Annotated in this window: 28 protein-coding genes; 9 read left to right on the plus strand and 19 right to left on the minus strand. The window is 66.8% G+C overall.

Translation table 11 applies throughout. The features are described 5' to 3' along the window. Nucleotides 1–51: 51 nt before the first annotated feature. The 7 genes from KUV38_RS15425 to dapE all read right to left on the minus strand — a co-directional run bounded on the left by KUV38_RS15425 (nt 52) and on the right by dapE (nt 6,339). Nucleotides 52–1,305, minus strand: coding sequence for a lytic murein transglycosylase (locus KUV38_RS15425; protein WP_222471110.1), 1,254 nt, complete (start codon nt 1,303–1,305; stop codon nt 52–54). Nucleotides 1,306–1,396: 91 nt separating this feature from the next. Then, nucleotides 1,397–3,652 carry a ribonuclease R gene (rnr, locus tag KUV38_RS15430; RefSeq protein WP_222471111.1) on the minus strand — a complete coding sequence of 752 codons (2,256 nt, stop codon included), beginning with the start codon at nt 3,650–3,652 and terminating at the stop codon, nt 1,397–1,399. A 41-nt stretch (nt 3,653–3,693) separates the two neighbouring features. Then, nucleotides 3,694–4,125 (minus strand): GNAT family N-acetyltransferase, encoded by a 432-nt coding sequence (locus KUV38_RS15435; RefSeq protein WP_315898644.1) that lies wholly within the window; start codon nt 4,123–4,125, stop codon nt 3,694–3,696. A gap of 2 nt (nt 4,126–4,127) precedes the next feature. Continuing rightward, nucleotides 4,128–4,541: a GNAT family N-acetyltransferase gene (locus KUV38_RS15440; protein ID WP_222471112.1), complete on the minus strand. Its 414-nt coding sequence runs from the start codon at nt 4,539–4,541 to the stop codon at nt 4,128–4,130. Continuing rightward, nucleotides 4,538–4,849, minus strand: a complete 312-nt coding sequence (locus KUV38_RS15445) for a type II toxin-antitoxin system RelE/ParE family toxin (protein WP_222471113.1) — start codon at nt 4,847–4,849, stop codon at nt 4,538–4,540. Before KUV38_RS15445 ends, KUV38_RS15440 begins: the two co-directional genes overlap by 4 nt. Then, nucleotides 4,849–5,115, minus strand: a complete 267-nt coding sequence (locus KUV38_RS15450) for a hypothetical protein (RefSeq protein ID WP_222471114.1) — start codon at nt 5,113–5,115, stop codon at nt 4,849–4,851. The genes KUV38_RS15445 and KUV38_RS15450 overlap by 1 nt, the downstream gene beginning before the upstream one ends. Before the next feature lie 72 nt (nt 5,116–5,187). Beyond that, nucleotides 5,188–6,339: a succinyl-diaminopimelate desuccinylase gene (dapE, locus tag KUV38_RS15455; RefSeq protein WP_222471626.1), complete on the minus strand. Its 1,152-nt coding sequence runs from the start codon at nt 6,337–6,339 to the stop codon at nt 5,188–5,190. Between the two features lie 273 nt (nt 6,340–6,612). On the opposite strand from dapE, the gene KUV38_RS15460 reads away from it, so the two are divergent. From KUV38_RS15460 to KUV38_RS15470, 3 genes are read left to right on the plus strand one after another with little or no spacing between them, the layout of a single operon-like run. After that, nucleotides 6,613–8,187 (plus strand): Hint domain-containing protein, encoded by a 1,575-nt coding sequence (locus tag KUV38_RS15460; RefSeq protein WP_222471115.1) that lies wholly within the window; start codon nt 6,613–6,615, stop codon nt 8,185–8,187. Nucleotides 8,188–8,210: 23 nt separating this feature from the next. Beyond that, nucleotides 8,211–8,735, plus strand: coding sequence for a GNAT family N-acetyltransferase (locus KUV38_RS15465; RefSeq protein ID WP_222471116.1), 525 nt, complete (start codon nt 8,211–8,213; stop codon nt 8,733–8,735). Beyond that, nucleotides 8,732–9,211: a hypothetical protein gene (locus KUV38_RS15470; RefSeq protein ID WP_222471117.1), complete on the plus strand. Its 480-nt coding sequence runs from the start codon at nt 8,732–8,734 to the stop codon at nt 9,209–9,211. Before KUV38_RS15465 ends, KUV38_RS15470 begins: the two co-directional genes overlap by 4 nt. A 61-nt stretch (nt 9,212–9,272) precedes the next feature. Here KUV38_RS15470 and KUV38_RS15475 read toward each other — a convergent pair whose 3' ends face one another. The 4 genes from KUV38_RS15475 to KUV38_RS15490 all read right to left on the minus strand — a co-directional run bounded on the left by KUV38_RS15475 (nt 9,273) and on the right by KUV38_RS15490 (nt 11,790). After that, nucleotides 9,273–9,767 carry a hypothetical protein gene (locus KUV38_RS15475; RefSeq protein ID WP_222471118.1) on the minus strand — a complete coding sequence of 165 codons (495 nt, stop codon included), beginning with the start codon at nt 9,765–9,767 and terminating at the stop codon, nt 9,273–9,275. Nucleotides 9,768–9,886: 119 nt separating this feature from the next. Continuing rightward, a complete protein-coding gene (locus tag KUV38_RS15480) occupies nt 9,887–10,315 on the minus strand; it encodes a hypothetical protein (RefSeq protein WP_222471119.1) in 429 nt (142 codons plus the stop codon). 108 nt (nt 10,316–10,423) lie between these two features. Continuing rightward, complete coding sequence (locus tag KUV38_RS15485) at nt 10,424–11,434, minus strand: TIGR00341 family protein (RefSeq protein ID WP_222471120.1); 1,011 nt, start codon at nt 11,432–11,434, stop codon at nt 10,424–10,426. Continuing rightward, complete coding sequence (locus KUV38_RS15490; protein ID WP_222471121.1) at nt 11,434–11,790, minus strand: hypothetical protein; 357 nt, start codon at nt 11,788–11,790, stop codon at nt 11,434–11,436. The genes KUV38_RS15485 and KUV38_RS15490 overlap by 1 nt, the downstream gene beginning before the upstream one ends. Before the next feature lie 65 nt (nt 11,791–11,855). Between KUV38_RS15490 and KUV38_RS15495 the strand changes: the two genes are divergently transcribed. Beyond that, nucleotides 11,856–12,251, plus strand: coding sequence for a rhodanese-like domain-containing protein (locus tag KUV38_RS15495; RefSeq protein ID WP_222471122.1), 396 nt, complete (start codon nt 11,856–11,858; stop codon nt 12,249–12,251). Between the two features lie 179 nt (nt 12,252–12,430). Here KUV38_RS15495 and KUV38_RS15500 read toward each other — a convergent pair whose 3' ends face one another. The 4 genes from KUV38_RS15500 to dapD form a co-directional block, all read right to left on the minus strand. Further along, nucleotides 12,431–13,459: a sodium:calcium antiporter gene (locus KUV38_RS15500; protein WP_222471123.1), complete on the minus strand. Its 1,029-nt coding sequence runs from the start codon at nt 13,457–13,459 to the stop codon at nt 12,431–12,433. Nucleotides 13,460–13,463: 4 nt separating this feature from the next. Beyond that, a complete protein-coding gene (locus KUV38_RS15505; RefSeq protein WP_213547099.1) occupies nt 13,464–13,715 on the minus strand; it encodes a GlsB/YeaQ/YmgE family stress response membrane protein in 252 nt (83 codons plus the stop codon). 110 nt (nt 13,716–13,825) lie between these two features. Beyond that, entirely contained in the window at nt 13,826–14,695 is an 870-nt protein-coding gene (locus KUV38_RS15510) for a hypothetical protein (RefSeq protein ID WP_222471124.1), read from the minus strand. Between the two features lie 27 nt (nt 14,696–14,722). Further along, nucleotides 14,723–15,550, minus strand: a complete 828-nt coding sequence (gene dapD / locus KUV38_RS15515) for a 2,3,4,5-tetrahydropyridine-2,6-dicarboxylate N-succinyltransferase (RefSeq protein WP_222471125.1) — start codon at nt 15,548–15,550, stop codon at nt 14,723–14,725. Between the two features lie 261 nt (nt 15,551–15,811). On the opposite strand from dapD, the gene KUV38_RS15520 reads away from it, so the two are divergent. The 3 genes from KUV38_RS15520 (at nt 15,812) to KUV38_RS21170 (ending at nt 17,613) form a co-directional block, all read left to right on the plus strand. Continuing rightward, nucleotides 15,812–16,651, plus strand: a complete 840-nt coding sequence (locus KUV38_RS15520; protein WP_222471126.1) for a TIGR00730 family Rossman fold protein — start codon at nt 15,812–15,814, stop codon at nt 16,649–16,651. Between the two features lie 338 nt (nt 16,652–16,989). Next, nucleotides 16,990–17,187 (plus strand): hypothetical protein, encoded by a 198-nt coding sequence (locus KUV38_RS15525; RefSeq protein WP_222471127.1) that lies wholly within the window; start codon nt 16,990–16,992, stop codon nt 17,185–17,187. A 39-nt stretch (nt 17,188–17,226) separates the two neighbouring features. Continuing rightward, nucleotides 17,227–17,613 carry a hypothetical protein gene (locus KUV38_RS21170; protein WP_410001048.1) on the plus strand — a complete coding sequence of 129 codons (387 nt, stop codon included), beginning with the start codon at nt 17,227–17,229 and terminating at the stop codon, nt 17,611–17,613. On the opposite strand, the gene KUV38_RS15530 is transcribed toward KUV38_RS21170, so the two are convergent. From KUV38_RS15530 to KUV38_RS15540, 3 genes are all read right to left on the minus strand, one after another. Then, nucleotides 17,610–18,290: a dimethylsulfonioproprionate lyase family protein gene (locus KUV38_RS15530; RefSeq protein ID WP_222471128.1), complete on the minus strand. Its 681-nt coding sequence runs from the start codon at nt 18,288–18,290 to the stop codon at nt 17,610–17,612. The genes KUV38_RS21170 and KUV38_RS15530 overlap by 4 nt on opposite strands. A 213-nt stretch (nt 18,291–18,503) precedes the next feature. Further along, nucleotides 18,504–18,662, minus strand: a complete 159-nt coding sequence (locus tag KUV38_RS15535) for a hypothetical protein (RefSeq protein ID WP_222471129.1) — start codon at nt 18,660–18,662, stop codon at nt 18,504–18,506. 128 nt (nt 18,663–18,790) lie between these two features. Beyond that, nucleotides 18,791–19,336 (minus strand): hypothetical protein, encoded by a 546-nt coding sequence (locus KUV38_RS15540; RefSeq protein ID WP_222471130.1) that lies wholly within the window; start codon nt 19,334–19,336, stop codon nt 18,791–18,793. A 185-nt stretch (nt 19,337–19,521) separates the two neighbouring features. Here KUV38_RS15540 and KUV38_RS15545 point away from each other — a divergent pair, with 185 nt between their 5' ends. Together KUV38_RS15545 and KUV38_RS15550 are read left to right on the plus strand one after the other, a co-directional pair. Then, nucleotides 19,522–20,460 carry a diacylglycerol/lipid kinase family protein gene (locus KUV38_RS15545; protein WP_222471131.1) on the plus strand — a complete coding sequence of 313 codons (939 nt, stop codon included), beginning with the start codon at nt 19,522–19,524 and terminating at the stop codon, nt 20,458–20,460. After that, nucleotides 20,457–21,284, plus strand: a complete 828-nt coding sequence (locus KUV38_RS15550; RefSeq protein ID WP_222471132.1) for a metallophosphoesterase family protein — start codon at nt 20,457–20,459, stop codon at nt 21,282–21,284. Before KUV38_RS15545 ends, KUV38_RS15550 begins: the two co-directional genes overlap by 4 nt. A 6-nt stretch (nt 21,285–21,290) precedes the next feature. Here the strand turns inward: KUV38_RS15550 and KUV38_RS15555 are convergent, their stop codons facing one another. Further along, a complete protein-coding gene (locus tag KUV38_RS15555; RefSeq protein ID WP_222471133.1) occupies nt 21,291–22,355 on the minus strand; it encodes an OmpA family protein in 1,065 nt (354 codons plus the stop codon). Between the last annotated feature and the right edge of the window lie 60 nt (nt 22,356–22,415).

Genomic DNA, 22,415 nt, shown 5'->3' on the forward strand with positions numbered 1-22,415 from the left:
CGCGCGTGGCGGAACGGGGTGGGTGGGCGGGCGTTCCGCCACGCGCGGCGCCTACCTCAGCTTCTGCAACACCGCCAGCGAGGCATAGCCATCCGGCACCACCCCGATGCTCTTCTGAAACGCCCGCACCGCGGCCAGCGTCAACGGGCCGATCTTGCCATCCACCCCACCGGGGTCGAAGCCCGCCGCCTCCAGCCGGGTCTGCAACTCCTCGCGCTCCGCCAGCGTCAGCGCCCGGTCCTCGCGCGGCCAGCCGGACTGAATCCGCTTGCCCCCCGCGATCAGGTCGCCCAAGTGCCCCACGGCGATCACGTAGGCATCCGCCGTGTTGTAGCGCTCCAGCACCATGAAATTGCCGAAGGTCATGAAGGCCGCACCCTTCGCCCCGCCCGGCAGCCGGATCGAGGCTGGCCCGTGGTCCGGCACCGGGCGTCCTTCCACGTCCCGCACCCCCATCGCGTTCCACTCCGCCGCCGTGCGCACCTCATGCTCGCCCGCGATCTCGTAGTCGAACCCCTCGGGCAGCACCACTTCCAGCCCCCAGGGCATCCCCTCCACCCAGCCTGCATCGGCCAGATAGGCGGCGGCAGAGGCCAGCGCATCCTGCGGGTCGTCGCCCCAGATGTCGCGCTTGCCGTCTCCGGTAAAATCCACCGCATGGCCAAGGTAGCTCGTCGGCATGAACTGGGTGTGCCCCATCGCCCCCGCCCAACTCCCCTTCATGTTGCGCGGCGCCACATCCCCGGCCTGCAAGATCTCGAAGGCCGCCATCAGCTGCTGCTCGAAGAACGCCCCCCGGCGGCTGTCATGCGCCAGCGTCGCCAGCGCCTCGACGATATCGGTATCGCCCTTGTAGGTGCCATAGGCGCTCTCCAGCCCCCAGATCGCGGTGACGATCTCCTTCGGCACGCCATATTCCGCCTCGATCGCCTCCAGCGCCGCCCGCTCCCGCTTCAGCGCCGCCTGCCCGTTGGTCACCCGCAGGTCCGAGGCCGCGGTGTCCAGATAGTCCCAGATCGTCTTGGTAAACTCGTTCTGGTTCCGGTCGCGAGTGATGATCTTGGGGTCATACTCAACCCCGTCAAACGCCCGCTCCAGAAGCTCCGGCGCAATCCCCTTCGCCGCCGCCCGCGCCTTGAACCCCTCGACCCAAGCGCCAAACCCCTCGCCCGAAACCTCGGCCACCGGAAGCCCTCCCCCCGCAGGCCGCGCCAGCGGGCGCACAGCCGTTTCCACCACCACCGGGCCCGCAAGGGCCGCGCCGCCAACAAGCGCCAAAACCGCGCCCGCAAATACTCTCTTCATGATACCGCCTGCCTGCCCGTCTGCTGTTGCCAGATCGTTGGCCCCAGCATAACGGATTCGGCCTCCGGGCCAAAGCGCGGCGTCGCGCGGGTTAGCCGCGTCGGCGGCGCGCCACCTTGCGGCCCTTCTGGGCCTTGGCCTTCGCCTTGCCCTCCTTGCGCCGCACCGGCCGCCCGCGCTTGGCCGAGGCCCCCGGCTTCACCGCCGCGCCCTCGATCTCCAGCAGGTCCAAAAGCAGCCCACCCGTCACCGGCACCGCCTCGGCCAGCCGCACCAGCACCCGCTGACCAATCCCGATGACCCGGCCCGTATCGGCCCCCATCAGCTCCTGCGCCTCGCGGTCGAAGTGAAAGTACTCCTGCCCGAGGCTGCGGATCGGAATCAGCCCGTCCGCCCCGGTCTCATCGAGCCGCACAAAGGCGCCAAACCGCGCGATCCCGCTGATCCGCCCGCCAAACTCGTTGCCAACGCGCTCCGAGAGGTAGCTGGCAAGGTAACGGTCGGTGGTGTCGCGCTCGGCGGTCATCGAGCGCCGCTCGGTCTCGGAGATATGCACCGCCGTCGCCTCAAGCGCCTCGATATCCGCCTCCGTCAGCCCGTCGTCGCCCCAGCCATGGGCCGTGACGAGGGCCCGGTGCACCACGAGGTCCGAGTAGCGCCGAATGGGAGAGGTGAAATGCGCGTAGGTGCCCAGCGCGAGGCCGAAGTGGCCAATGTGCTGCGGGCTGTAATAGGCCTGCGTCATCGAGCGCAGCGTGCTGAGGTTGATCAGCTCGGCATGGTCCGTGCCCGCCGCCTGCGCAAGCAACTGGTTCAGATGCGCCGTCTTCAGCACCTGCCCCTTGGCAAGGCTCAGCCCGCTCGCCTGCGCCGTCTCGCGCAGCGCATCCAGCTTCTCCACGCTCGGCTCCTCATGCACCCTGAAGAGCAGCGGCTGGCGCCGTTTCACCAGCTCCTTGCCAGCACAAACGTTCGCCAGCACCATGAATTCCTCGATCAGCCGGTGGGCATCCAGCCGGTCCTTGAACTGCACCGATTTCACCGTGCCGTCCTCGCCCAGCACAATCTGCCGCTCCGGCAGGTCCAGATCGAGCGGCTGGCGGCGGTTTCTCGCATCCACCAGCGCGTGATAGGCCGCGTAAAGCGGCTTGATCACGTCTTCCATCAGCGGCGCGACCTTCTCGTTCGCCTCGCCATCCATCGCCGCCTGCACTTCCTCGTAATTCAGCGAGGCGGGAGATTTCATCAGCCCGCGATGGAACGACCAGTCAACAAGCTCGCCATGGGCATCGACCCGCATCTTCACCGCGATACAGGCCCGCGGCACCCCCTCGTGCAGCGAACACAGATCGCCCGAGAGCCGGTCAGGCAGCATCGGCACCACCCGGTCTGGGAAATAGGTCGAGTTGCCGCGCTCCTTCGCTTCCCGGTCCAGTGCCGAGCCGGGGGTCACGTAATGCGCCACATCGGCAATGGCGACCCAGATGACGTGGCCGCCATCGTTCTTCGGGTCGTCGTCGGCATGGGCATAGCAGGCATCGTCATGGTCCCGCGCGTCCCACGGGTCGATGGTGATCAGCGGCAGCTCGCGCAGGTCTTCCCGGCCCTTGAGGCCCGCAGGCTTCATCCGGTCAGCTTCTGCGATGGTTTCATCGTCGAAACTGTCGGGAATCCCGTGCTGGTGGATCGCGATGAGCGACACCGCCTTCGGCTTGGACGGGTCGCCCAGCCGCTCCACCACCCGCGCCTTCGGCAGCCCCATGCGCCCCTTCGGCCCGGCCTGTTCGGCCTCCACCAGCTCACCGTCCTTGGCGCCCGCCGTGGCATCCTTCGCCACGGTCCACTCCCGGTCCGCGCCCTTGTCGATCGGCAGAATCCGCCCGCCCTCGGCGCTCTTGCGATAGATGCCCAGAATGCGCTTGGGGTTGGTGCCGATCTTGCGAATGAGCCGCCCCTCGTAATGGTGCTCTTCGCCCTTCACCTCCCGCAGCTTGGCCAGGATACGGTCGCCCGCGCCCAGCGCCCCATCGGCGCTGCGCAGGATCATCAACACCTTGGGCTCCGGCCCCTCGCCATGCCATTCCATCGGCTTGGCCATCAGGTCGCCATCGGCATCCGGGCCGACGACGGTGAGCACACCCACCGGCGGCAGCTTCTCGGGGTCGCGGTAGGAGCGTTTGCGCTTGGCAAGATGCCCCTCGTCCTCCAGCTCGCGGAGCATCCGCTTGAGGTCGATCCGCGCCGCGCCCTTGATGTGGAACGCCTTGGCGATATCGCGCTTGGAGGCCGCCTCGGGATGGGCGGCGATCCAGTCCAGAATGTCTTTTTTCGTTGGTAGCTCGGCCATGTGAAAGAGGTAGCAGGGCGCGGGCGAAGGCAACAGCGAAATTACAGCGTCCGTTCCATCATGACGTGAGGAATGCCGACGGAGTCGAACTCCTCGCCGCAGGGGGCAAAGCCAAGCCGCGCATAGAACGGCAGCGCCGAGGTCTGCGCCCCCAGCTGGACCCGCTCAATCCCGCCAATCGCGTGCAGCTCGTCCAGCGCCGCCTGCATCAGCGCCAGTCCCAGCCCGGTGCCGCGCAGCTCTTTCAGCACGCAGACCCGCCCGATCTTGCCGGTCGCGCCTTCGCGCATCACCCGGGCCGTGCCCACCGGGCGGCCATCCCGCGTGGCCAGCAGGTGCCGCGCCCCGGCGTCGAACGCGTCGTTCTCCAGTTCCGCCGGCACGCCCTGTTCCTTCACGAACACCGCGATCCGCACCGCCATGCAGGCGGCAAAATCCTCGGTCGTCGCGATCTTGATATTTGCGAGGTCCACGCTCACAGCGGGCAGGTCATTCGCCGGTGCGGCACCCCGCCGTCATCAAACTCCGGCCCCTCCGCGGTGAACCCGAGCGTCTCGTAGAATCCCATCGCCCGCACCTGCGCATCCAGCACCGCCGCCTTGGTCCCGCGCTCGCGCAGCAGCTCCATCCCCGCCCGCACGATCTTGGCCCCAAGCCCGGTACCCCGCGCCCGCGTCACCACGCAAATCCGCCCGATCCGCCCTTCCTCCACAAACACCCGCGCAGTGCCAACCGGCTCCCCCCGCTCGGCGGCCAGCAGATGGATGGCCCTCCCATCCTTGCCATCGAACTCCTCTGCCTCGGAAAACCCTTGCTCCCGCATGAACACCTCCCGGCGGAGGGCAAAGCAGGCGTCGAGATCGCGGGTGGGGGTGATGGTGAGGGTCATTCGGCTCTGGGCAATCTGTTGGAAAGGCGTGTGAGAACATCCATTTTCTCATGCAGGACAGCGACGACGAAGGTACTCTCGGCAGGTTCCTTCATCCAGTAGATCAAGTGCCGACCTGCACGAGACACGCGCAGCCCGGGAGCGATCTCGTCGAGGGTGCGAAAAGGCCCATCCGAGAGGCGAGCGAAGCGCCTTTCGAGGTCTGCGTGGTAAGCCTGCGCCTGGGCTTCGCTCCACTTGCTTTCAGTGTACTGCCATATCTCGACAACATCGGCCTCGGCCGCAAGCGACAGAACATAGGCCGTCATCAGCCGGCCCTGCGGGCCTTGGCCTTCGCCGCGATCTCATCCATCGTCAGGGTTGACACTTCGCCCCGCCGCGCCGCCTCGATCCTTGGCAGAAGGATCGCCCGCAGCTCTTCCAGCGCGGCCTTCTCGTCGTCGGTCCAGTCGTCGGTGTCGTCCTTCAGCGCACGGCTCATCACGAAATCCTTGATCGTCTGGCCCTTCAGCGCGGCGATGGCCTTCAGCTTGCGGTGCTCTTCGGCGGTGATGTCTATCGAGAGTCTTGGCATGGCCTCAATCTAGCGCCGCCCGCCCCACAAAACAACATTTGTGGGTCCGCCTCTGGCAAAACATTTGTGGGCTCACCCCTCGGCGAAGTAATCCGCCAGCATCCGCCCGTAAACCGCTTTCAACTCGCCGATCTGCTCCACCCGCACCCGCTCGTCCACCTGATGCATCCGGTGACCCACGAGCCCGAATTCCACCACCGGGCAGTGGCTCTTCACGAACCGCGCGTCGCTCGTCCCGCCCGTGGTGGACGGCTCTGGCACCCGGCCCGTCACTGCCTCCACCGCGCCGCTCACCAGCTCCGAGAGCGCACCCGGCGGGGTCAGAAACGCCTCGCCGCTCACCTTCACCGTCAGCCCCACGCCCACACCAAACTCCTCGGCCACCTTGTCGCCCTCGGCCTTCAGCCACTCGGTCAGGCTCTCGCCCGTGTGCTCGTCGTTGAACCGGATGTTCGCCGTCGCCCGCGCCTCCGCCGGGATCACGTTGGTCGCCGTGTTGCCCACGTCGATGGTGGTGAGCGCCAGCGTCGAGGCGTCAAAATGCTCGGTCCCCACATCAAGCGTGCGCGAGGCGAGCCGGTCGCAGAGCCGCGCCATCGCCGCCACCGGGTTGATCGCCCGATGCGGATAGGCCGAGTGCCCCTGCTTGCCGCGCAGCACGTAATGCGCGTTCATCGAGCCGCGGCGCCCGATCTTCATCATGTCGCCCATCTCCTCCAGCGAGGTCGGCTCACCGACGATACACACATCCATGCGCTCGCCGTTCTCCGCCATCCAGTCCAGCAGCGCCGTCGTGCCATCCAAGGCGTCAGCCTCCTCGTCGCCAGTGATCGCCAGCACGACCGAGCCATCGGGCGGGGTCTGCTGCACAAAGTCGATCGCCGCCGCCACAAATGCCGCAACCCCGCTCTTCATGTCGGTCGCGCCCCGGCCATAGAGCCAGCCGTCCTCCTCCTCGGCCCCGAAGGGCGGGTGGGTCCAGGCCGCCGCGTCACCCACCGGCACCACGTCGGTATGGCCGTTGAAGCCAAAGGCCTTGCCGTTCCCGGCCCGGCCCCAGCGGGCGAAGAGGTTGCAAATCCCGCCCCGGTCCACCCGCGTGCAGGCGAACCCCGCGGCCGTCAGCCGCTCCTCCAAGAGCACCAACGCCCCGCCCTCCTCGGGCGTGACAGAGGGGCACTTCACCAAGGCGCGGGTCAGCTCTACGGGGTCGGTCATGGGCAGGTCTCCTTTGCTCCCCAGATACCCCCTCCCCTCACCGCGCACCACCCACCGCCTGTTGCACCGCCCCCACAGCCCCAAGACCCCCGCGCCAAATGTGCTGACAACCCGCCGAAATGATGGCAATTTTCGTCAAAACAAACACATCGACCCGAGGCAGGGCGAAGAGCAGCGGCAGGTCAGACGAGAAAAATCTCTCGGCCCACCACCCCCCGACGGACCGGCTTCGCGCCGTGCCGTTCTCCCATGCCGAGGGTCCATTGAGGACAGACGAGCATGGTTGCGGCATCGGAACTCTCGATCAATACCTACGCCAATGCGACGGCCATGGCCGATGCGATCTTCGGTGACAGCGTGCAGGTGGTCTCGGCCAGCTACTCCGGCTCCAGCTACTCCTCGGGCATCTACACCGGCGGCGACAGCACCTCGCCCGGCGTGGTGCCCGGTGATACCGGCGTCATCCTCTCCACCGGCCGCGCCTCTGACTTCACCAACTCATGGGGCTCGTCCAACCAAGACAACAACACCTCCACCAACACCGGCGGGCAGAACAACAACTCCGACTTCAACGCCATCGCCGGCACCTCCACCTATGACGCCAGCTACATGGATGTCACCTTCATCCCCGATGGCGACGTGATGACCATGCAGTTCGTGTTCTCGTCCGACGAGTACCCGGAGTATGCCCAGTCGATCTACAACGACATCTTCGCCGTCTGGGTGAACGGCGAATACGTCGAGCTGGAGGTCGGCAGCGGCAACACCGCCGTGACCAACGTCAACGATGCCGACAACTCCAACCTCTACATCGACAACACGAACGACGAGTACAACACCGAGATGGACGGGTTCACTCTGACCATGACCCTGACCATGCCGGTCAACGCAGGCGAGCAGAACACCATCCGCATCGGCATCGCCGATACGTCAGACAGTTCCTACGACTCCAACGTGCTGATCGCCGGCAACTCGATCCAGACCGACCTCGTCGCCATGACCGACGAAGTCCAGATCGGCACCAACTTCACCAAAACCATCGACGTGCTGGGCAACGATATCGGCTCCCCGACGATGACCATCACCCACATCAACGGCGTGGCGGTGTCGGCGGGGCAGAGCGTCACCCTGCAAACCGGCCAGACCATCACGCTCAACGCCGATGGCACGCTCGATGTCACCTCCGATGGCGATACCGAAGAGATCGTCTTCACCTATGCCATCGAGGACGCCAGCGGCGAGACCGACACCGGCTTCATCAAGCTCGATCAGGTGCCCTGCTTCGTCGCGGGCACGCTCATCGCCACGCCCTCCGGCGAGGTGCCGGTCGAGAGCCTCCAGCCCGGCGACTTGGTGCTCACCCACGATGATGGCCCCCAGCCCCTGCGCTGGATCGGCCGCCGCACCGTGCCCGCCCTCGGCAGCATGGCCCCCATCCACATCCGCGCTGGCACCTTCGGCCCGCACCGCGCACTGACCATCTCGCCCCTGCACCGCCTGATGATCCGCGATCCGCTGGCCGAGCTGATGTTCGGCGACGGCGAGGTGCTGGTGGCCGCCAAGGAGCTGGTCGGCGGCGCAGCCGTGACCCGGCTGGAAGGCGGCGAGGTCGAATACGTCCACCTGCTCTTCGACCGCCATCAGGTGATCTTCTCCGAAGGCCTGCCGACCGAGAGCTTCCTGCCCGGCGGCCAGATGCAGCACAGCTTCGAAGCCGAAATCGTCGAAGAGATCTGCACGATCTTTCCCGAACTCGACCCGGAGACCGGCGAGGGCTACGGGCCTGCGGCGCGGCGGATGCTCTCGGGCTACGAGGCCCGGCTCTGGGCGGCAGAGGCGCTGCGAGCAGCGTGACCTTCGAGGCGCCTTTGCCCCCGGTGCTGCGCGCCGGACGGGCCGAGGACGCGCGGGCGCTGGCCACCCTTCACGTTGAAGTCTGGCGCGAGACCTATGCCGGAATCGCGCCGCCCGAGGCGATGGCCCGCCTCGACGAGGCGCATCGGCTGCCGTTCTGGCAGGCCCTCCTCGCCGGGGGCGTGCCTCAGAGCGGCGCCATCGTGGCCTGCCGGGGCGTTACGCTGCTGGGGGTGGTGAGCTTCGCGCCTGCGTCGCAGGCCGCCCATGACGGCGCCACCGAGATCACCCATCTCTATGTGCGCCGGTCGGCGCGCGGCACCGGCCTCGGGGCGCGTCTGCTCTTGGCGGCGCTGGAGCGGATCGCGGCCGAGGGCGGCGCGGCGGCGGCGCTCTCCGTCGTGGCCGAGAACGCCCGCGCCCGCGCCTTCTATGCCCGGATGGGCGGCACCGAGGCGCGACAGTTCACCGATCCGGGGCCGCTCTGGCGCTCGACCAACATCGTGGTGCGCTGGTCGCTGTCCCGCGACGGGGCAGGCGCGGCATGAGGCGGCGGGCCGCGCCTCTGGCGGCCAACCGGCGCACGGGCATCCTCTGGGCCTTCTCGGCGGTCTGGCTGGGGATGCTCGGCTTGGTGACGGTCGCGATCCTGCGCGACGGGCCGCCCGAGGGCTATCCGCCGGAGCTGATCCGCGCCCTGCTGGGCCTGTTCTGGATCGGCGGCCTCTGTCTGGTGGCCCTATGCGCCCATATGCCCATGTTCCTTGCAACGGCCACGCCGGAAGGCCGCCTGCGGTTGACCTGGCGCTATCCGCACCGGCGCAGGCGGCAGGAGCACGAGGCGGCGGCGCTTGCCCTGCCCCCAGTGGAGGCGCGAACAGACAGCGACGGCGAAGCACAGTATCGGGCGGTGCTGCTGCTGCCCGACGGCTCGGAGTTCGTGCTGGCCGAGGGCCGCTCCCGCGAGGCCTGCGCGGAGGCGCGTCACCGGGTGGTGGCGGCCTTTCCCGCCCTCGGCGGTTGAGCGCCATGCAAAAAGGGCGCCCCGGTGGGACGCCCCTCGTGTTTCGGCTAGGGCAGGAGGTTCAGCCGCCGCCCAGCGCGCTCGCCACCGACTTGTTCGGCGCGGCCTTCTTCTTGGCGCCCGAGGTCGCGCTGCGCACACTGGCGGTGCTTTCCTTGCGACCGGTCACCTGGTTCACGCCCTTGCTGCGGGCGGCCTCGGCCTCCCGCTGGGCTTTCAGGCGGGCAAAGTCCCTGCGGTGCGCGTCTTCCGGCTGGTAGCCGAACCACATGCGGATGCGGGTCCAGAGGCTGGGCTTCTTGCGCTGGATGGTGATCGTCTTGTCGCCGCCGACCCGGCTCGAGGTCTTGGTCGACTTGATCACACTGCCGCCCGAGTAGCCGCTCGAGGCGGTGCTGCGCGGGGCTGGCGTGGTCTCTTCCGCCGCGGCGTAATCCTCGCCCTCGTAGGGGCCCATCGCCGTGTCCACCGCCTTCATCGTGGAGTATTGCATAAAGCCGATCCCGCCCATCACGGCCAGAACCACCACTATCAGGATTATTCGAACAGCTGCCATCTCGTGCCTGCCTTTCCGCTCACGACGGGCCCCCGGCCCGCTTGCTCACCCTTGTGTCCGGCCCGGGCACCGCGCCCCAGCCTCCAGTGTGCTCTCTCTCGTCGCGGCCCGCGCCCGGCTCAATCGCCGACCCGAACCACCTTTCTTTGCGCCACGGGCGGCTGGTAGGCCTCCGGGGCTTGCTTTGTTTTCCGGGTCACCGTGCGGAGGCCGCCGGTGGCCGATGTGCGCGGGGCATAGCTGCCCGCGTCGGTGGTCGCGCCGCTGCCGCTGTCGTTGCTCAGCCTGCGCTCGCTGGCGCTGGCCCCGCCCGCCTGCGGCATCCCGCTGGCCTGTGGCAACCGGCTGGTCACCACCGGATCGGATGGCGGCCCATCCATCACCGGGCTGCGCGGGGCAAAGGGGCTCTCCTGCTCCACACCCAAGGTCAGCTCTGCGAGGTATCCCGGCTCCGTGGCGAACTTGTAGCCCAGCCACACCGCACCCAGAATGCACGCCACCATCACGAGGTTCGCGACCCACTTGATTGCGGCTATCGACTCTTTCATGGGTGCCCTGGCCCTCACTTCACTCGCATTCAATCTACGAGCGAAAACAGGGCACAAATGGGGCAAGCCTGAGAAAATGCTGGGGTTTTCGTTTCGGGTGCGGCGGACCTAAAGCCCCGGCACGTAGCCATGCCCCGCCGCCCAGAGCGCCAGCGCCAAAAGCGCGACCAGCGCGCCCGAGGCCCCCAGCGCCACCCGGACCGATGTCTTGTGATCCGAGCTTTCCCACCGGCGCGGGCGGATGCCCTTGGCGAGGAAGACGACCTGCGCCGCAAGGTTGATGGCAACGATATTGGTCACCACCGTCGCCAGCGCCCGCAGCGCGTTGGGGATATCCCATATACCCACGAAAAGGCCAAAGGCGGCGAGCGGCGGCAGCAGCGCAGCCGCCACCATCACGCCCACAAGCCCCGTGGTCTGCCCGCCCGAAAGCATCAGTGCCGCCGCCGCGCCGCCTGCCAGCGGCAGCGCCACGGTCTCAAGGCTGAGCACGCCGGAGAAATCCATCATCGAGGTGTCCGGGTAGGAGCCCGGCAGGATCAACCCAAGCGCGATGCCCACCACCACGGCCACCCCCAGCCCCGCGCCCAAGGCCTTCACCGCGACCCCAAGGAGCGAGAAGTTCCCCAGCGCCGAGCCGAAGGCAAAGGCCATGATCGGCCCGAGCAAGGGCGCAATCACCATCGCCCCGATCACCACCGCCACCTGCCCCTGGCTGAGGCCGATGGCCGCCACCAGCGCTGCCAGCGCGGTCATCACCAGGTAATCCAGCGTCAGCGCCGTGCCCTGCCGCACCTCGCGATAAATCTCCTCCCGCGCGTTCACCGTCTCCTTCTGCGCGCGGCGGTCCTCCTCCTCCTCGTCATCGAGTTCCGGCAGGCTCGCCTCGGTCGGCAGGCTGAACAGCCGCCAGCCGTCCTGCCCCTCCAGCGCATCGCTGATGGCGTCCATCACCTCCTGCGCATCGGCCTTGAAGAGGGCCACGTAGAGCGTCTGCCGCCCCTCCTCCTCGTCATAGGGCAGCCGCCACCACTGGTCGGGCGGGAGCTCCTCAAGGCAGCCCGCCACCTCGTCGATCTGCTCCACCGAGCCGATCACCTGAAGCAGCCGGTCGGCCATCAGGCGGCGCCGCCTTCATGGGAGGGTGCCTCGAAAAAGGGCGTCATCTGCGCTACGATCACCGCGTTCTCCGCCAGCGCCCGCGCCATCAGCTCGCGCTCGTCCTCGTCAATCTCGTGGCCCTGCGCCTCGCGCTCCTCCAGCGTGCCGTAGCCGGTCACATCCAGCGGCGCGAGGTCGGCCTGTTTCAGGATCGCGACGGTCTCCCGCACCGCCTCGGCCTCGTCCACGCCCGCCGCATAGCACATCAGCGCCGCGCCGTGCGCCCCCTCGGGCAGGCCATCGCCCGCCTTGCGGCCGACTTCGACCAACAGCGTGTAAACCGCCTGCACCTTCTTTTCCTTCCCGCCCGACATCGCATATCCTCCTGACAAATCTAGGTGTTCCGCCAGATGCGCGAAGTCAAGCAGGAGGAGAGCCGATGAAACGCGTCAAAGACATGGTCGCCGAGGCCAATGCGCAGGTCGCCCACGCGCCCGCCGCCGATATCATCCCGCAGCACGGGCAGGAGGGGGTCACCTTCGTCGACCTGCGAGACCCCCGCGAACTGGAGCGCGAAGGCATGATCCCCGGCGCCTTCCACTGCCCGCGCGGCATGCTCGAATTCTGGATCGACCCAGAGAGCCCCTACGCCAAACCCCAGTTCCAAACGGGCGACCGCTTCGTCTTCTACTGCGCGTCGGGCTGGCGCTCCGCCCTCTCGGCCCTCGCCGCACAAGAGATGGGGCTCGAAAACGTCAGCCACATCACCGATGGCTTTTCCGGCTGGAAGGCCAGCGGCGGCCCCGTCGGAGACCGCCCGAAGAAACCGGCCTGACCGCAGAGAACCCCTACAATTCATCTAAGATTGCCCCCGCCCCTGCTCATTTTCTTGCTGAAAATACTCCCGGGGGGTGCGGGGGGCTGGCCCCCCGCTGCACGACGGCGCTGCCAAAGCGATCCGTGGCAAATGGCTCCCCATCCCGCGACTGGTCCCATCGCCACCGCGACCCCGCCTCACGCAAGCACCTCCACCGCCACGGCCCCGCCATAGATCGCCATCATCAGCACGCTCTCGATGCCAATCCGCGCCGGCCCCTCGCGCTGGCGCAGGATCAACCCGGCCATGAGCACCGCCGTCATCAGCAGCCCGGTGGCGAGCCAGTAGAGGTCACTCAGCCCCACTGCGTGGTAAAGCGAGCCCTCGCGGTAAGCCACGTCCGAGAACACGAGGAACAGCGTGTCGAAGGTGTTCCCCCCGATGATCCCGCCCACCGCCAGCTGCAACGCGCCCCGGCGCACCGCCACCAGCGTCGTCACCAGCTCGGGCAGCGAGGTCACCACCGCCGTCACGAGGCTCCCCACGAGGCTTGAGGCCAGCCCGAACCGGGTCACAAACTCCTGCCCGCCCTGCCCGATCACGTAGCCGCACAGGCCCATCGCCGCCGCCAGTGCGGCAAACACCAGCACCGGCCCCCGCGCGCTCTTGTGCGCATCCGCCGCATCTGCCGGGTCGTCGCGCCGGGTCTCGCCGGTCTCCACCGGCTGCCACATCGGCTCTTCGCGCACCGAGGCCGCCAGCCGCACCCCGGCGGCGTAGGCGATGAACAGCACCACCGACACGGGGTGAATGCCAAAATAGGCCACATCCGGCCCCGCCATCGCCGCCACCGGCAGGCCGAGCAGGATCAGAAGCATCACGCATTGAAACAGGTTCGCAGGTTCGGCGGCGGCATGTTCAAGGTTGGCCCGCCGGTGCAGCGTGTCCGCAATCGCCAAAAACAGCGTCTGCGCCGCAATGCCCCCCACCGCGTTGGAAAACGCAAAGGAGGCATCCCCCTGCGCCGCCACGCTCACGCTAACGACCACGCCCGAGAGCGAGGTCGCCCCGCCCAGCAGCACGCCGCCCACCAGCGCCTCGCCCATCGCCGTGCGGTCGGCGATGATATCGGCCAGCGCCGTGGCGCGGATCGAGGCCACCACAACAATGCTCCCCGCCACCGCAAAGGCGACGAGGAGCCATGTCAGCGATAGGTCTGAGAGCACGCCGTCAGGAGCGGCGCGCGATGGCCCGGAAGCCGAAGATCAGCAGGCAGGCGCCCGCGATCCCCACGATCAGCTGCGGTACCACCCGTTCGGCGGCATAGATGCCCAGCAGTTGCAGCAGCAGGTTCAGCACCAGCGCGCCGACGATGCCGAGCACGATATTGGTGATGAGGCCCGTATCGGCCTTCATGATCATCGAGGCGATCCAGCCCGCGAGGCCCCCGATGATGATCGAGAGAATAAGTCCAAGTCCCATTGTTCCGTCCTTTCCGGTCAACAGCGTGTTACCGCTTTAACCGGGCAGGGCAGCGCACGGTTCCCTTGGGGGCGTCCGATGGTTGGGCAACCTGCCAACCACACCCGCCGTCAGGCCACATCCTCCCAAGGCAGCATCACCGCACTCTCCGCGATCTTCCGTGGCATCCACTCAAAGTAAGGGTCCCAGTAACCCGGCACCTCGCGCTCCATCACGTGGCGGATACCTCTCAGGATCGGCCCCCGCATCCGCTCCGGCGCCTCCAGCAGGCGCGCGGCCTGCTTCATCCATCGAAACGTCATCTGGTCGAAGTCGCCGCCATAGTGGATGTCATCCAGCACCAGCAGCGCGATGCAAGGCAACCATGTGGCGCCAGTGTCTGGGTCGTGCCCCGTGAGCTCCACCACCTCCGCCGGATACCACCGTTCCCCCTTCGGAAAGCGGCAGTCCTCCGCGTCCAGCACCGCCCTGAGCGCCTCGGCGTGGCGCGCCGCATCCATCCCGTAATCCGCATGGGCCACCGCATCGACCATGCCGCGCAGCTCCCGCGCGATCTGCATCAGCGGCGGGATGACCTTCTCTTTAGGCAGGCTCGTCACAAGCTCCGGCAGCGCCACGCCCAGATCATGCGCCTCATCCGCTGCGTGAAGCCCCCGCGCCAGCGCCGCCCGCCGCGCGCCCGGCTGGCTGTCGACAGGCAGGCCCTCCGGCGCGAAGCCGATCTGCCCATGCACCGCATCGCCAATGAGCAGCGCCATCGCATATCCCGCCAGCTCGGCATCCGCCCCCCGCGCCAACGCGTCCAGCTCTATGACCTGATCCAGGTAATCCCCGTCGCAGGCGAGCTGAAGATCCGCCTCCAGCGGCACCGCCTTCAACGCCGCCCCGCCCCGCGCCTCCACCGCAGGCCGCGCCGCCTCCGCCACGCATCGCAGATCATGCAGCACCTGCCGCTTCGGCCAGTCAGAAAAGCCGATCATGCTGTAGGGTGGGTGAAACCCACCACCCTAGTCGCGCAGCAGTTCGTTGATCCCGGTCTTCGAGCGGGTCTTCTCGTCCACCCGCTTAACGATCACCGCGCAGTAGAGGTTCAGGTTGTTCTTCGTCGGCATCGAGCCCGAGACCACCACCGAATAGGGCGGCACCTCGCCATACATCACCTCGCCGGTCTCCCGGTCCACGATCTTGGTGCTCTGGCCGATGTACACGCCCATCCCCAGCACCGAACCCTCACGGATGATGCAGCCTTCCACCACCTCCGAGCGCGCCCCGATGAAGCAGTTGTCCTCGATGATCGTCGGCCCCGCCTGCATCGGCTCCAGCACGCCGCCAATGCCCACGCCGCCGCTCAGGTGGACGCCCTTGCCGATCTGCGCGCAGGAGCCGACCGTGGCCCATGTGTCCACCATCGTGCCCTCGTCCACATAGGCGCCGAGGTTCACGAAAGAGGGCATCAGCACCACGCCCGGCGCGATATAGGCGCTCTTGCGCACTACCGCATTCGGCACCGCGCGGAAGCCCGCAGCCTTCCACTGATTGTCACCCCAACCCTTGAACTTGCTGTCCACCTTGTCCCACCAGCCGCCACCCTGCGGCCCGCCGGACTGCTCTTCCATGTCCTTGATCCGGAAGCCCAGCAGCACCGCCTTCTTGGCCCACTGGTTCACATGCCAGGAGCCGTCCGCCTGCTTCTCCGCCACCCGCAGGCTGCCCCCGTCCAGCGCGTTCAGCGTGTCCTCGATCGCCTCGCGGGTCTCGCCCGTGGTCTGCGGCGTGATCTGGTCACGCGCCTCCCAGGCGGCTTCGATGGCGGCTTCAAGCTGGGCGTTCGACATGGGGGCATCCTCCGAGAAATGGTCGCGCCCGTCTTAGCTGGTCCCGGCGCGGAATCAAGGCGAAGCCGCCGCGCAGCGCCAGTCCGCCCCACCGGGCTGGCGCTTCATCGACGTCGCGCCGACCCCAGAGGTCCGATGACCACGGCACCATAAAGCACACCCGACCAACCGTTGCAGCGCCACCCCGCGGACTGGCCCTGCCCGCCTTCCCTCTCCACCCCGCCCGCGATAGCCTCCCCCCGAACAAGGGAAGGACGACCAATGAACGACGCCAGCCGCTTCCGCGACGCCGGAGAAGACAAGCGCACCGCCCACGAGGTGCCCGACACGCCGCAAACCCGCGCCCCGGCCTATACGCTCGCCTTCGCCGATGAAGACTTCCTCTGCCGCGACGAGCTGCGCCCCGTCCGCCTCCAGCTCGAACTGCTCAAGCCCGAACTGCTGATGGAAGAGCACGGCATCCGCTCCACTGTCGTCCTCTTCGGCGGCGCCCGCATCCCCGAACCGGCCAAGAAAGACACTGCCCGCACCCAGACCCTCGCCGATCTCTCCGCCTTCTACGATGAGGCCCGCAGCTTCGCCCGGCTGATGACCGAGCGCTCCCTCGCCTCAGGCGGCACCGAGGATGTCATCGTCACCGGCGGCGGGCCGGGCGTGATGGAGGCCGGCAACCGCGGCGCGGCAGACGCCGGCGGCCACTCCATCGGCCTCAACATCGTGCTGCCCCATGAGCAGGCGCCCAACGAATACGTCACGCCCGACCTCTGCTTCAACTTCCACTACTTCGCCATCCGCAAGATGCACTTCCTGATGCGCGCCCGCGCCATCGCCGTCTTCCCCGGCGGCTTCGGCACGCTGGACGAACTCTTCGAGTCTCTCACCCTCATCCAGACTGGCCGGATGCAAAAGGTGCCCTTCCTGCTGTTCGGCAAAGCCTTCTGGGAAAAAATCATCAACTGGGACGCCCTGAAAGACGCAGGCACCATCAGCCCCGAAGACATCGAGCTGTTCAAATTCGTGGACTCCGCGGAAGAGGCCATCGCCGCCATCGACGGCTGGGAAGGCGCAGGCGAAAAACGAGGCGCCATCCCCGGCCGGTAGGCCGGGACTGGTCCCGCTCCCCAAGCGCCACTCGCCCCCACAAGCCGGGCAGCGCCGACCCGCGGGGTGGCGCCGCAACGCCCGTGCATGCCACTTTATGGCGCAGTGGTCATCTTCCCTCCAAGCGATGCCCCAAGCCTCACCCAAGCGCCGCCCCGGGGGGGCGGGTCGGCGCTGCCCGGCGCCTTCGGCGCGCACCGGGCGGGGGAGCCTCCCGGTCTACCGTTCGACAGCATTTAAGATGCTGGCTGGCGCTATGTAGACGAGCCGAAAAAGTTAGATATCGTGCAAAGCGTTATGTGCGATTTGCACGCCGCGTGTTGAACCTCGGAGGACAAATGAAATCGGAAATTGAGGAAGCCTATCGGTCGTCAGGAAATGCGCTGGGGTGGCGGTTGCTGGCGAGCCCTGAAATTACATTGACTAACGCAAGCGTGGCATTCATCGGCCTCAATCCAGGCGGCTCCACGATTCCTGAAGACCATCCGAGTTTCTCAATGCCCATAGGCAAGAGTGCATATGTTGACGAAAGCTGAGGAGGACATTTGGCCGGAAACAGCCCGCTTCAGCGTCAAGTGAGGGCGCTTTTCCAACGTCTCGGTGTCAAGCCTGAGGCTGTGCTAGCAGGAAACTTGGTCCCCTTCCGCTCCCCCGATTGGGCGAGCCTTAGGAACCGGCAAGCATCATTGGCCTTCGGAAAAGCGCTCTGGTCAAGAATCCTTCAAACGGCAAGTCCAAACCTCATCGTCACGATGGGTGGAGAAGCCACGGACGCTCTGACAGATATCCTTGGTATTTCGAAGATGAACCGTTTCCCCGTTGGTTGGGGCAATATCACGGCGCGACGCGGCTTCTCGGATAGAGGAACCCTAATTGGATTGCCTCATCTCTCACGCTTCGGCGTTATGACACGTTCGCAAAGCTCGCCCTATCTCGACACCCTTTTTGATGGCGCGGTCTAGATCCCCCGCTCAACCCTCTTCCCCCGCGTCCCCGTCAGCTTCATCCCCGGCGCGTTCAGCTTCTCCTCCGGCCCGATCCACGCGTAGGCCAGCAGGCACGGCTCCGTCTCATCCGTTGTGATCCGATGCTCATGCCCCGACCCGTTCAAAATGAGCGACCCCGGCGCATGCACTGCCGCGTCGTTCTCTGACCACGCGCCAGACACCGACACATAGCTCTCCTCGATCTCCGCATGGGAATGCTGCGGATAGGTCGTCTTCGGCGCAAACAGCACGAAGCCCAAAATCAGCCGTTCCGCCACCACCGGCCCGCGCGGCCCGAGCACCTCGCAGTAGGCGTATTTTCTCGCCAGCGCGGGCGGCACCTTCTCGTAGCCGTACTCCCATGTCAGCGCGCCCGCCACCCGGCCCAGCGCCCTTGCCAGCCCGGCGACCGCGCCGCGCTCGCCCCGGTCCAGCGCCCGCCCGAGGTGCGCCACCACCGGCTTTTCCTCCGCCGCGCGCATCCGCACCTCCGGCGCCGCATCCACCACCTTCGAGAGCATGTCGCGTACCCGTTTGCGGTGGCCGCGGATCAGCTTGCTGCCGCCCGAGGAGCCGTGGCGGTAGAGCACGTCGAACTCCTGCAGCAGGTAGCGCCAGTCTGGCAGGTCGGAGAGGCGGAGCGGGTCTTCCATGGGCGGTCTCGCGATGGCTGTTCGGCCCACGCTACGCCGCCTTACGGCCGGATCAACCCTGCAATGGTGAGAGAGGCCGATGGGTTAACCATCGGCTTCTGTGCGCAAATCGCGTATGTATGGAATGTGCATCACTTGTGCATGGGATGTGCATCCCATGCGCCGCAGGGTTAATGCGGCGCTGTTAACCCTGTTTTGAGGGCCATCGCAGCCTCAGAGCGTGAGCAGCGCCTCGCCCCGCATGGAGCTGACGACAAAGCCGCTTGCCGTCTCTTCCAGCTTGTAGCCGTAGCCCACCAGCCGGTGCTTCCACTCGCGGTCCGAAACCGAGTGGCTCTTCTCGCGCATCACGATGCTTCTGATTTCTTCCATTTTATTATTCCCCTGATTTCTCTAGCAAAACCGGGCAGTTGACCTGCCCCCACATGCTGGAGAAAACCCGGGAGGTTTGTCAGGAGTTCAGCAACAAACGGGCGATTTCTGGGCAATTGTGCGGGCGGTCAGTCGGCCCGGCTGACCCGCTTGGTCCGCCCGGTTTCCTGCTTCCACTTCAGCACCGCCAGCCGCGGCTCCCAGGGGTAGCGCCGGTCTTCGCGGGTGGCGATCCACGTCAGGTGACCGCCCTCGCGCCAAGGGTCCACCACGATCCCGTCATACATCGAATCCCCCCGCCGCGAGATGATCGAGGTGGAGTGCTCCAGCAGGATCGGATTGCGCGCATGGGCGATACCGCGGTGGATCTCAAGTGTCCGGAATCCCTCGGCATTCAGCGCCTTCTCCATGTCCTCCGCCCAATGGCGGCAGAGCCCGCGCGGCTTGGTTCCGGCGTTCACCTTCATGTTGTGCACCAGCGGCCCGTCCTCGATCTCATAAGCCACCGCCAACCGCGCCGTCGCCTCGTAACTCACCCGCGCCGCCCGCGCCGCCTCCTCCGGGTCGATCCCCGGCCCGAGGGCCAGAATGGCCTGCTCCAACCGCGCCACATCATCAGGGGTCGAGGAGGGGGGAGGCGCACCACAGCCAGCAAGCAGAAGGCCCAGCAGCATGGCTCCGACAAGCCACAGCTTTCGTTGGATAATTCCCATCAGTCTCTGCCCTGCGTTTCCCGGCCTCTCCCCGGTGCTAGCCCGCAGGTCGGGCGATGTCGAGACCGGGGCCGAGGCAACCAAACGCCGCTCCGCGAGTTGTGATCGTGAAGTCGCGCCGCAACTGCCGCACCCGGAGACCATACATGGTGGCCCTGCCCCAGCCCCTCGAACCCGCCGCCCCCGATGTCGTTCCGGGCGAAATCTGCGTGATCGCCAACGCCAAATCCGGCACCAATGCCCGTGACAGCGAGGCGATCGACCGTGCCTTGGCCGTGTTCGGCAAGGCGGCCACGCTCACCCACTGGAGCCCTTCCCAGGACCTGCACCAGATCGTTGAAACCGCTGTCAAGAACGGCGCCCGGACAGTCGTTGCCGCAGGCGGTGACGGCACCGCGATGGCCGTGGCGCAAGCCATGCTGGGGACCCCTGCCGCGCTGGCTGTGCTGCCCCTTGGCACCTTCAACTACTTCGCCCGCGGCCTCGGCCTGCCGCAAGATCCAGAGGCCGCCGCACAGGCAATCCTCACCGGCCACCGCCACCAGATCACCGTGGGCAAAGTCGGCGACCGCGTGTTCCTCAACAACGCCTCCCTCGGGGTCTACCCCGCGATCCTGAAAGAGCGCGAAACCGTCTACAAACGCTGGGGCCGCCGCCGGATCATGGCGCATTGGTCAGTGCTCAAAACCTTCCTGCGGTTCCAGCGCCCGATGAAGATGCGCCTCACCGCCGATGGCGAAACCCGCGATGTCCGCGCGCCTCTGCTCTTCGTCGCCCGCTCCGCCTACCAGCTCGAGCGCTTCGGGCTGGCCGGAAAGCAAGCGATCTCGGATGACAAGTTCGCCGTCCTGATTGGCCGCGCCACCAGCCGTGGCAAGCTCTTCAAGATCACATGGCGGCTGATCACCGGCACCATGCAGGAAGGGCGCGACTATGACCTGGTGCAGGCCCGCGACCTGACCGTCGCCACCTCGCGCCCCCGCACGCTGGTCGCCTTCGATGGTGAAAAATCGCGTGAAAAGAGCCCCTTCCACTTCACCATGGCCGATAAGCCGCTGACCATCATCCTGCCCGAACCGCAATGAGACGCATCCTCCACCTGTCCGACCTGCACTACGGCCGCGACGATGCCGCGCTGGAGGAGCCGCTGTTGGCAACCATCGCCAGCCTGCGGCCTGATCTCGTGGTGATCTCCGGCGATTTCACCCAGCGTGCCCGGCGGCGCCAGTTTGCCGAGGCCGCCGAGTTCGTGGCCCGGATCGAGGCGCCGGTGCTCTCCGTGCCGGGCAATCACGACACCCCGATCGACAATCTCTGGCGCCGCTTCGTCACCCCGTTTCACCGCTACAAGGCCTACATCGACGCGGTGCTCGAACCCTCCATCGAAGACGATGAAATGCACGTGGTCGGCGTGAACACGGTCAACCGCTTCTCGTGGCAACGGGGCCGGTTTTCACGGCGCACCGCCCGGCGGGTCTGCAACGCCTTCGCGGAAGCTGGCGACAAGCTGAAGGTCGTGGTCGTGCACCACCCGCTCGAGCATGGGCCAACGGTTGAAAAACGGCTCATGCGCGGAGCCAGCGCCGCGCTTTCGGCTCTCTCGGATTGCGAGGCCGATGTGGTGCTCTCGGGCCATCTGCACACCGCCTCCGCCGCCCCCTTCACCGCCGCGCCGGGGCTGCTCTTTGTGCAGGCCGGCACCGGCCTCTCCACCCGCAGGCGCGGGGAGAGCAACAATTTCAACGTGCTGGATGTCGAGGCCGGGCGCGTCTCCATCACCACCTGGGGTGCTGACGAGCTGGAGTTCGCCCCCGGCGAAAGCGCAACCTACGCGCGGGGTGCCACCGGGTGGGAGCGGGTCGCAGGCGAGGCCGAGTTCAGCGCTCGCCCGCAAATGGCTCTTGCCTGACAGGCCTCAGTTGGTGCGTGGCAAAAACTCGATCCGGCGGTTCTTGCCCTTGCCTTCGGCGGTGTCATTCGAGGCCACCGGCTTCTCTTCGCCATAGCCCTTCGCCGTCAGCCGTTCCGGCGCGATGCCATTCTCGATGAGGTAATCAGCCACCGACTGCGCCCGGCGCTCCGAGAGGCGCTGGTTGTCGCTGGCCTTGCCCACGCTGTCGGTATGGCCCGCAACCTCCACCTCGATGCCGGGGCAACGGCTGGTGATATCAAGCAATTCCTTCAGCAGCGGCTCGCTCTCCCCCGAGAGCCGGGAGGAGCCGGAAGCGAAGTAAATGTTGCCCGTGCGCGACAAGATCTCGAAGCGGCCCTCGCAGGCCTCCGTGCTGAAGTCCCCCTCATCCTCGAGCGCCGCGTTGGTGGCATCCACCGCCCCTTCGCGCCCGCCCGAGAGCGGGGTGCCGTTGCTGCCGCGCCGGTCGAACAAAAAGTCGAAGGTCACCGTGGCCGAGGGCACGATATCCACCTTGGCGGCATCCTCGAGCTTGCCGAGGTTCTCCATCATCCCGAACTCCTCGACCGAAATCGCCACCGGTCGCGCCGTGGCCACCGAGATGCGGTCATCGCTCAGGAGCGTCGCCACGACTTCAGCCACGAGCGTCTTTTTCACCCCGTGCAGATCGAGCGAGAAGGGAATGTCAAAGGTCGCGCGGCGGTTCGCCTCCAACTCGCTCAGCATGGTGGGCGTGACTTCTGCCAGCACCACCGCCTCGGGGAACTTGAAGGTCTCGAAGAACAGAAACCGCATGCGGACGTTGCGCAGATCGATCTTGGTATCCACGCTCTCGAGCGCCACCCGGACCTCTGCCTTACCATTTGGAAAGATTTCGCCGGTAAACGTTGCAAAGTCGCTGGATTCAGAGACGACCTCTTTCTTGATCGACTGGAACCGCAGGTTGGAGGCACCGGGATCAAGCAGCCAGCCCGGCTCGAGCGCCCCTTGCTGGGCCTGCGTTTGAGTGGCGGCGCCGGTGACGGCGGTGAATGCGAGTGCCAGAATAAGGGCGAGACGGCGGATCATGGGGACCTCCCGAGTTGAGGCTGAAAATGGGTCTGTTGCAAATGCCGCCCACGCGGCGGC

Origin of the sequence: Vannielia litorea (genome assembly GCF_019801175.1) — a bacterium.
In the GTDB taxonomy this organism is placed as follows: Bacteria; Pseudomonadota; Alphaproteobacteria; order Rhodobacterales; family Rhodobacteraceae; genus Vannielia; species Vannielia litorea_B.

What these genes read in the sequence shown, in the direction of transcription:
- KUV38_RS15475 (WP_222471118.1), bottom strand. Translation starts at nt 9,767, where the DNA reads ATGGCAGCTGTTCGAATAATCCTGATAGTGGTGGTTCTGGCCGTGATG.
- KUV38_RS15480 (WP_222471119.1), bottom strand. Translation starts at nt 10,315, where the DNA reads ATGAAAGAGTCGATAGCCGCAATCAAGTGGGTCGCGAACCTCGTGATG.
- KUV38_RS15485 (WP_222471120.1), bottom strand. Translation starts at nt 11,434, where the DNA reads ATGGCCGACCGGCTGCTTCAGGTGATCGGCTCGGTGGAGCAGATCGAC.
- KUV38_RS15495 (WP_222471122.1), top strand. Translation starts at nt 11,856, where the DNA reads ATGAAACGCGTCAAAGACATGGTCGCCGAGGCCAATGCGCAGGTCGCC.
- KUV38_RS15505 (WP_213547099.1), bottom strand. Translation starts at nt 13,715, where the DNA reads ATGGGACTTGGACTTATTCTCTCGATCATCATCGGGGGCCTCGCGGGC.
- KUV38_RS15540 (WP_222471130.1), bottom strand. Translation starts at nt 19,336, where the DNA reads ATGCTGCTGGGCCTTCTGCTTGCTGGCTGTGGTGCGCCTCCCCCCTCC.
- KUV38_RS15545 (WP_222471131.1), top strand. Translation starts at nt 19,522, where the DNA reads ATGGTGGCCCTGCCCCAGCCCCTCGAACCCGCCGCCCCCGATGTCGTT.
- KUV38_RS15525 (WP_222471127.1), top strand. Translation starts at nt 16,990, where the DNA reads ATGAAATCGGAAATTGAGGAAGCCTATCGGTCGTCAGGAAATGCGCTG.
- KUV38_RS15535 (WP_222471129.1), bottom strand. Translation starts at nt 18,662, where the DNA reads ATGGAAGAAATCAGAAGCATCGTGATGCGCGAGAAGAGCCACTCGGTT.
- KUV38_RS15445 (WP_222471113.1), bottom strand. Translation starts at nt 4,849, where the DNA reads ATGACGGCCTATGTTCTGTCGCTTGCGGCCGAGGCCGATGTTGTCGAG.
- KUV38_RS15425 (WP_222471110.1), bottom strand. Translation starts at nt 1,305, where the DNA reads ATGAAGAGAGTATTTGCGGGCGCGGTTTTGGCGCTTGTTGGCGGCGCG.
- KUV38_RS15555 (WP_222471133.1), bottom strand. Translation starts at nt 22,355, where the DNA reads ATGATCCGCCGTCTCGCCCTTATTCTGGCACTCGCATTCACCGCCGTC.
- KUV38_RS15510 (WP_222471124.1), bottom strand. Translation starts at nt 14,695, where the DNA reads ATGATCGGCTTTTCTGACTGGCCGAAGCGGCAGGTGCTGCATGATCTG.
- KUV38_RS15460 (WP_222471115.1), top strand. Translation starts at nt 6,613, where the DNA reads ATGGTTGCGGCATCGGAACTCTCGATCAATACCTACGCCAATGCGACG.
- KUV38_RS15530 (WP_222471128.1), bottom strand. Translation starts at nt 18,290, where the DNA reads ATGGAAGACCCGCTCCGCCTCTCCGACCTGCCAGACTGGCGCTACCTG.
- KUV38_RS15450 (WP_222471114.1), bottom strand. Translation starts at nt 5,115, where the DNA reads ATGCCAAGACTCTCGATAGACATCACCGCCGAAGAGCACCGCAAGCTG.
- dapD (WP_222471125.1), bottom strand. Translation starts at nt 15,550, where the DNA reads ATGTCGAACGCCCAGCTTGAAGCCGCCATCGAAGCCGCCTGGGAGGCG.
- KUV38_RS15550 (WP_222471132.1), top strand. Translation starts at nt 20,457, where the DNA reads ATGAGACGCATCCTCCACCTGTCCGACCTGCACTACGGCCGCGACGAT.
- KUV38_RS15490 (WP_222471121.1), bottom strand. Translation starts at nt 11,790, where the DNA reads ATGTCGGGCGGGAAGGAAAAGAAGGTGCAGGCGGTTTACACGCTGTTG.
- rnr (WP_222471111.1), bottom strand. Translation starts at nt 3,652, where the DNA reads ATGGCCGAGCTACCAACGAAAAAAGACATTCTGGACTGGATCGCCGCC.
- KUV38_RS15440 (WP_222471112.1), bottom strand. Translation starts at nt 4,541, where the DNA reads ATGACCCTCACCATCACCCCCACCCGCGATCTCGACGCCTGCTTTGCC.
- KUV38_RS15520 (WP_222471126.1), top strand. Translation starts at nt 15,812, where the DNA reads ATGAACGACGCCAGCCGCTTCCGCGACGCCGGAGAAGACAAGCGCACC.
- KUV38_RS15470 (WP_222471117.1), top strand. Translation starts at nt 8,732, where the DNA reads ATGAGGCGGCGGGCCGCGCCTCTGGCGGCCAACCGGCGCACGGGCATC.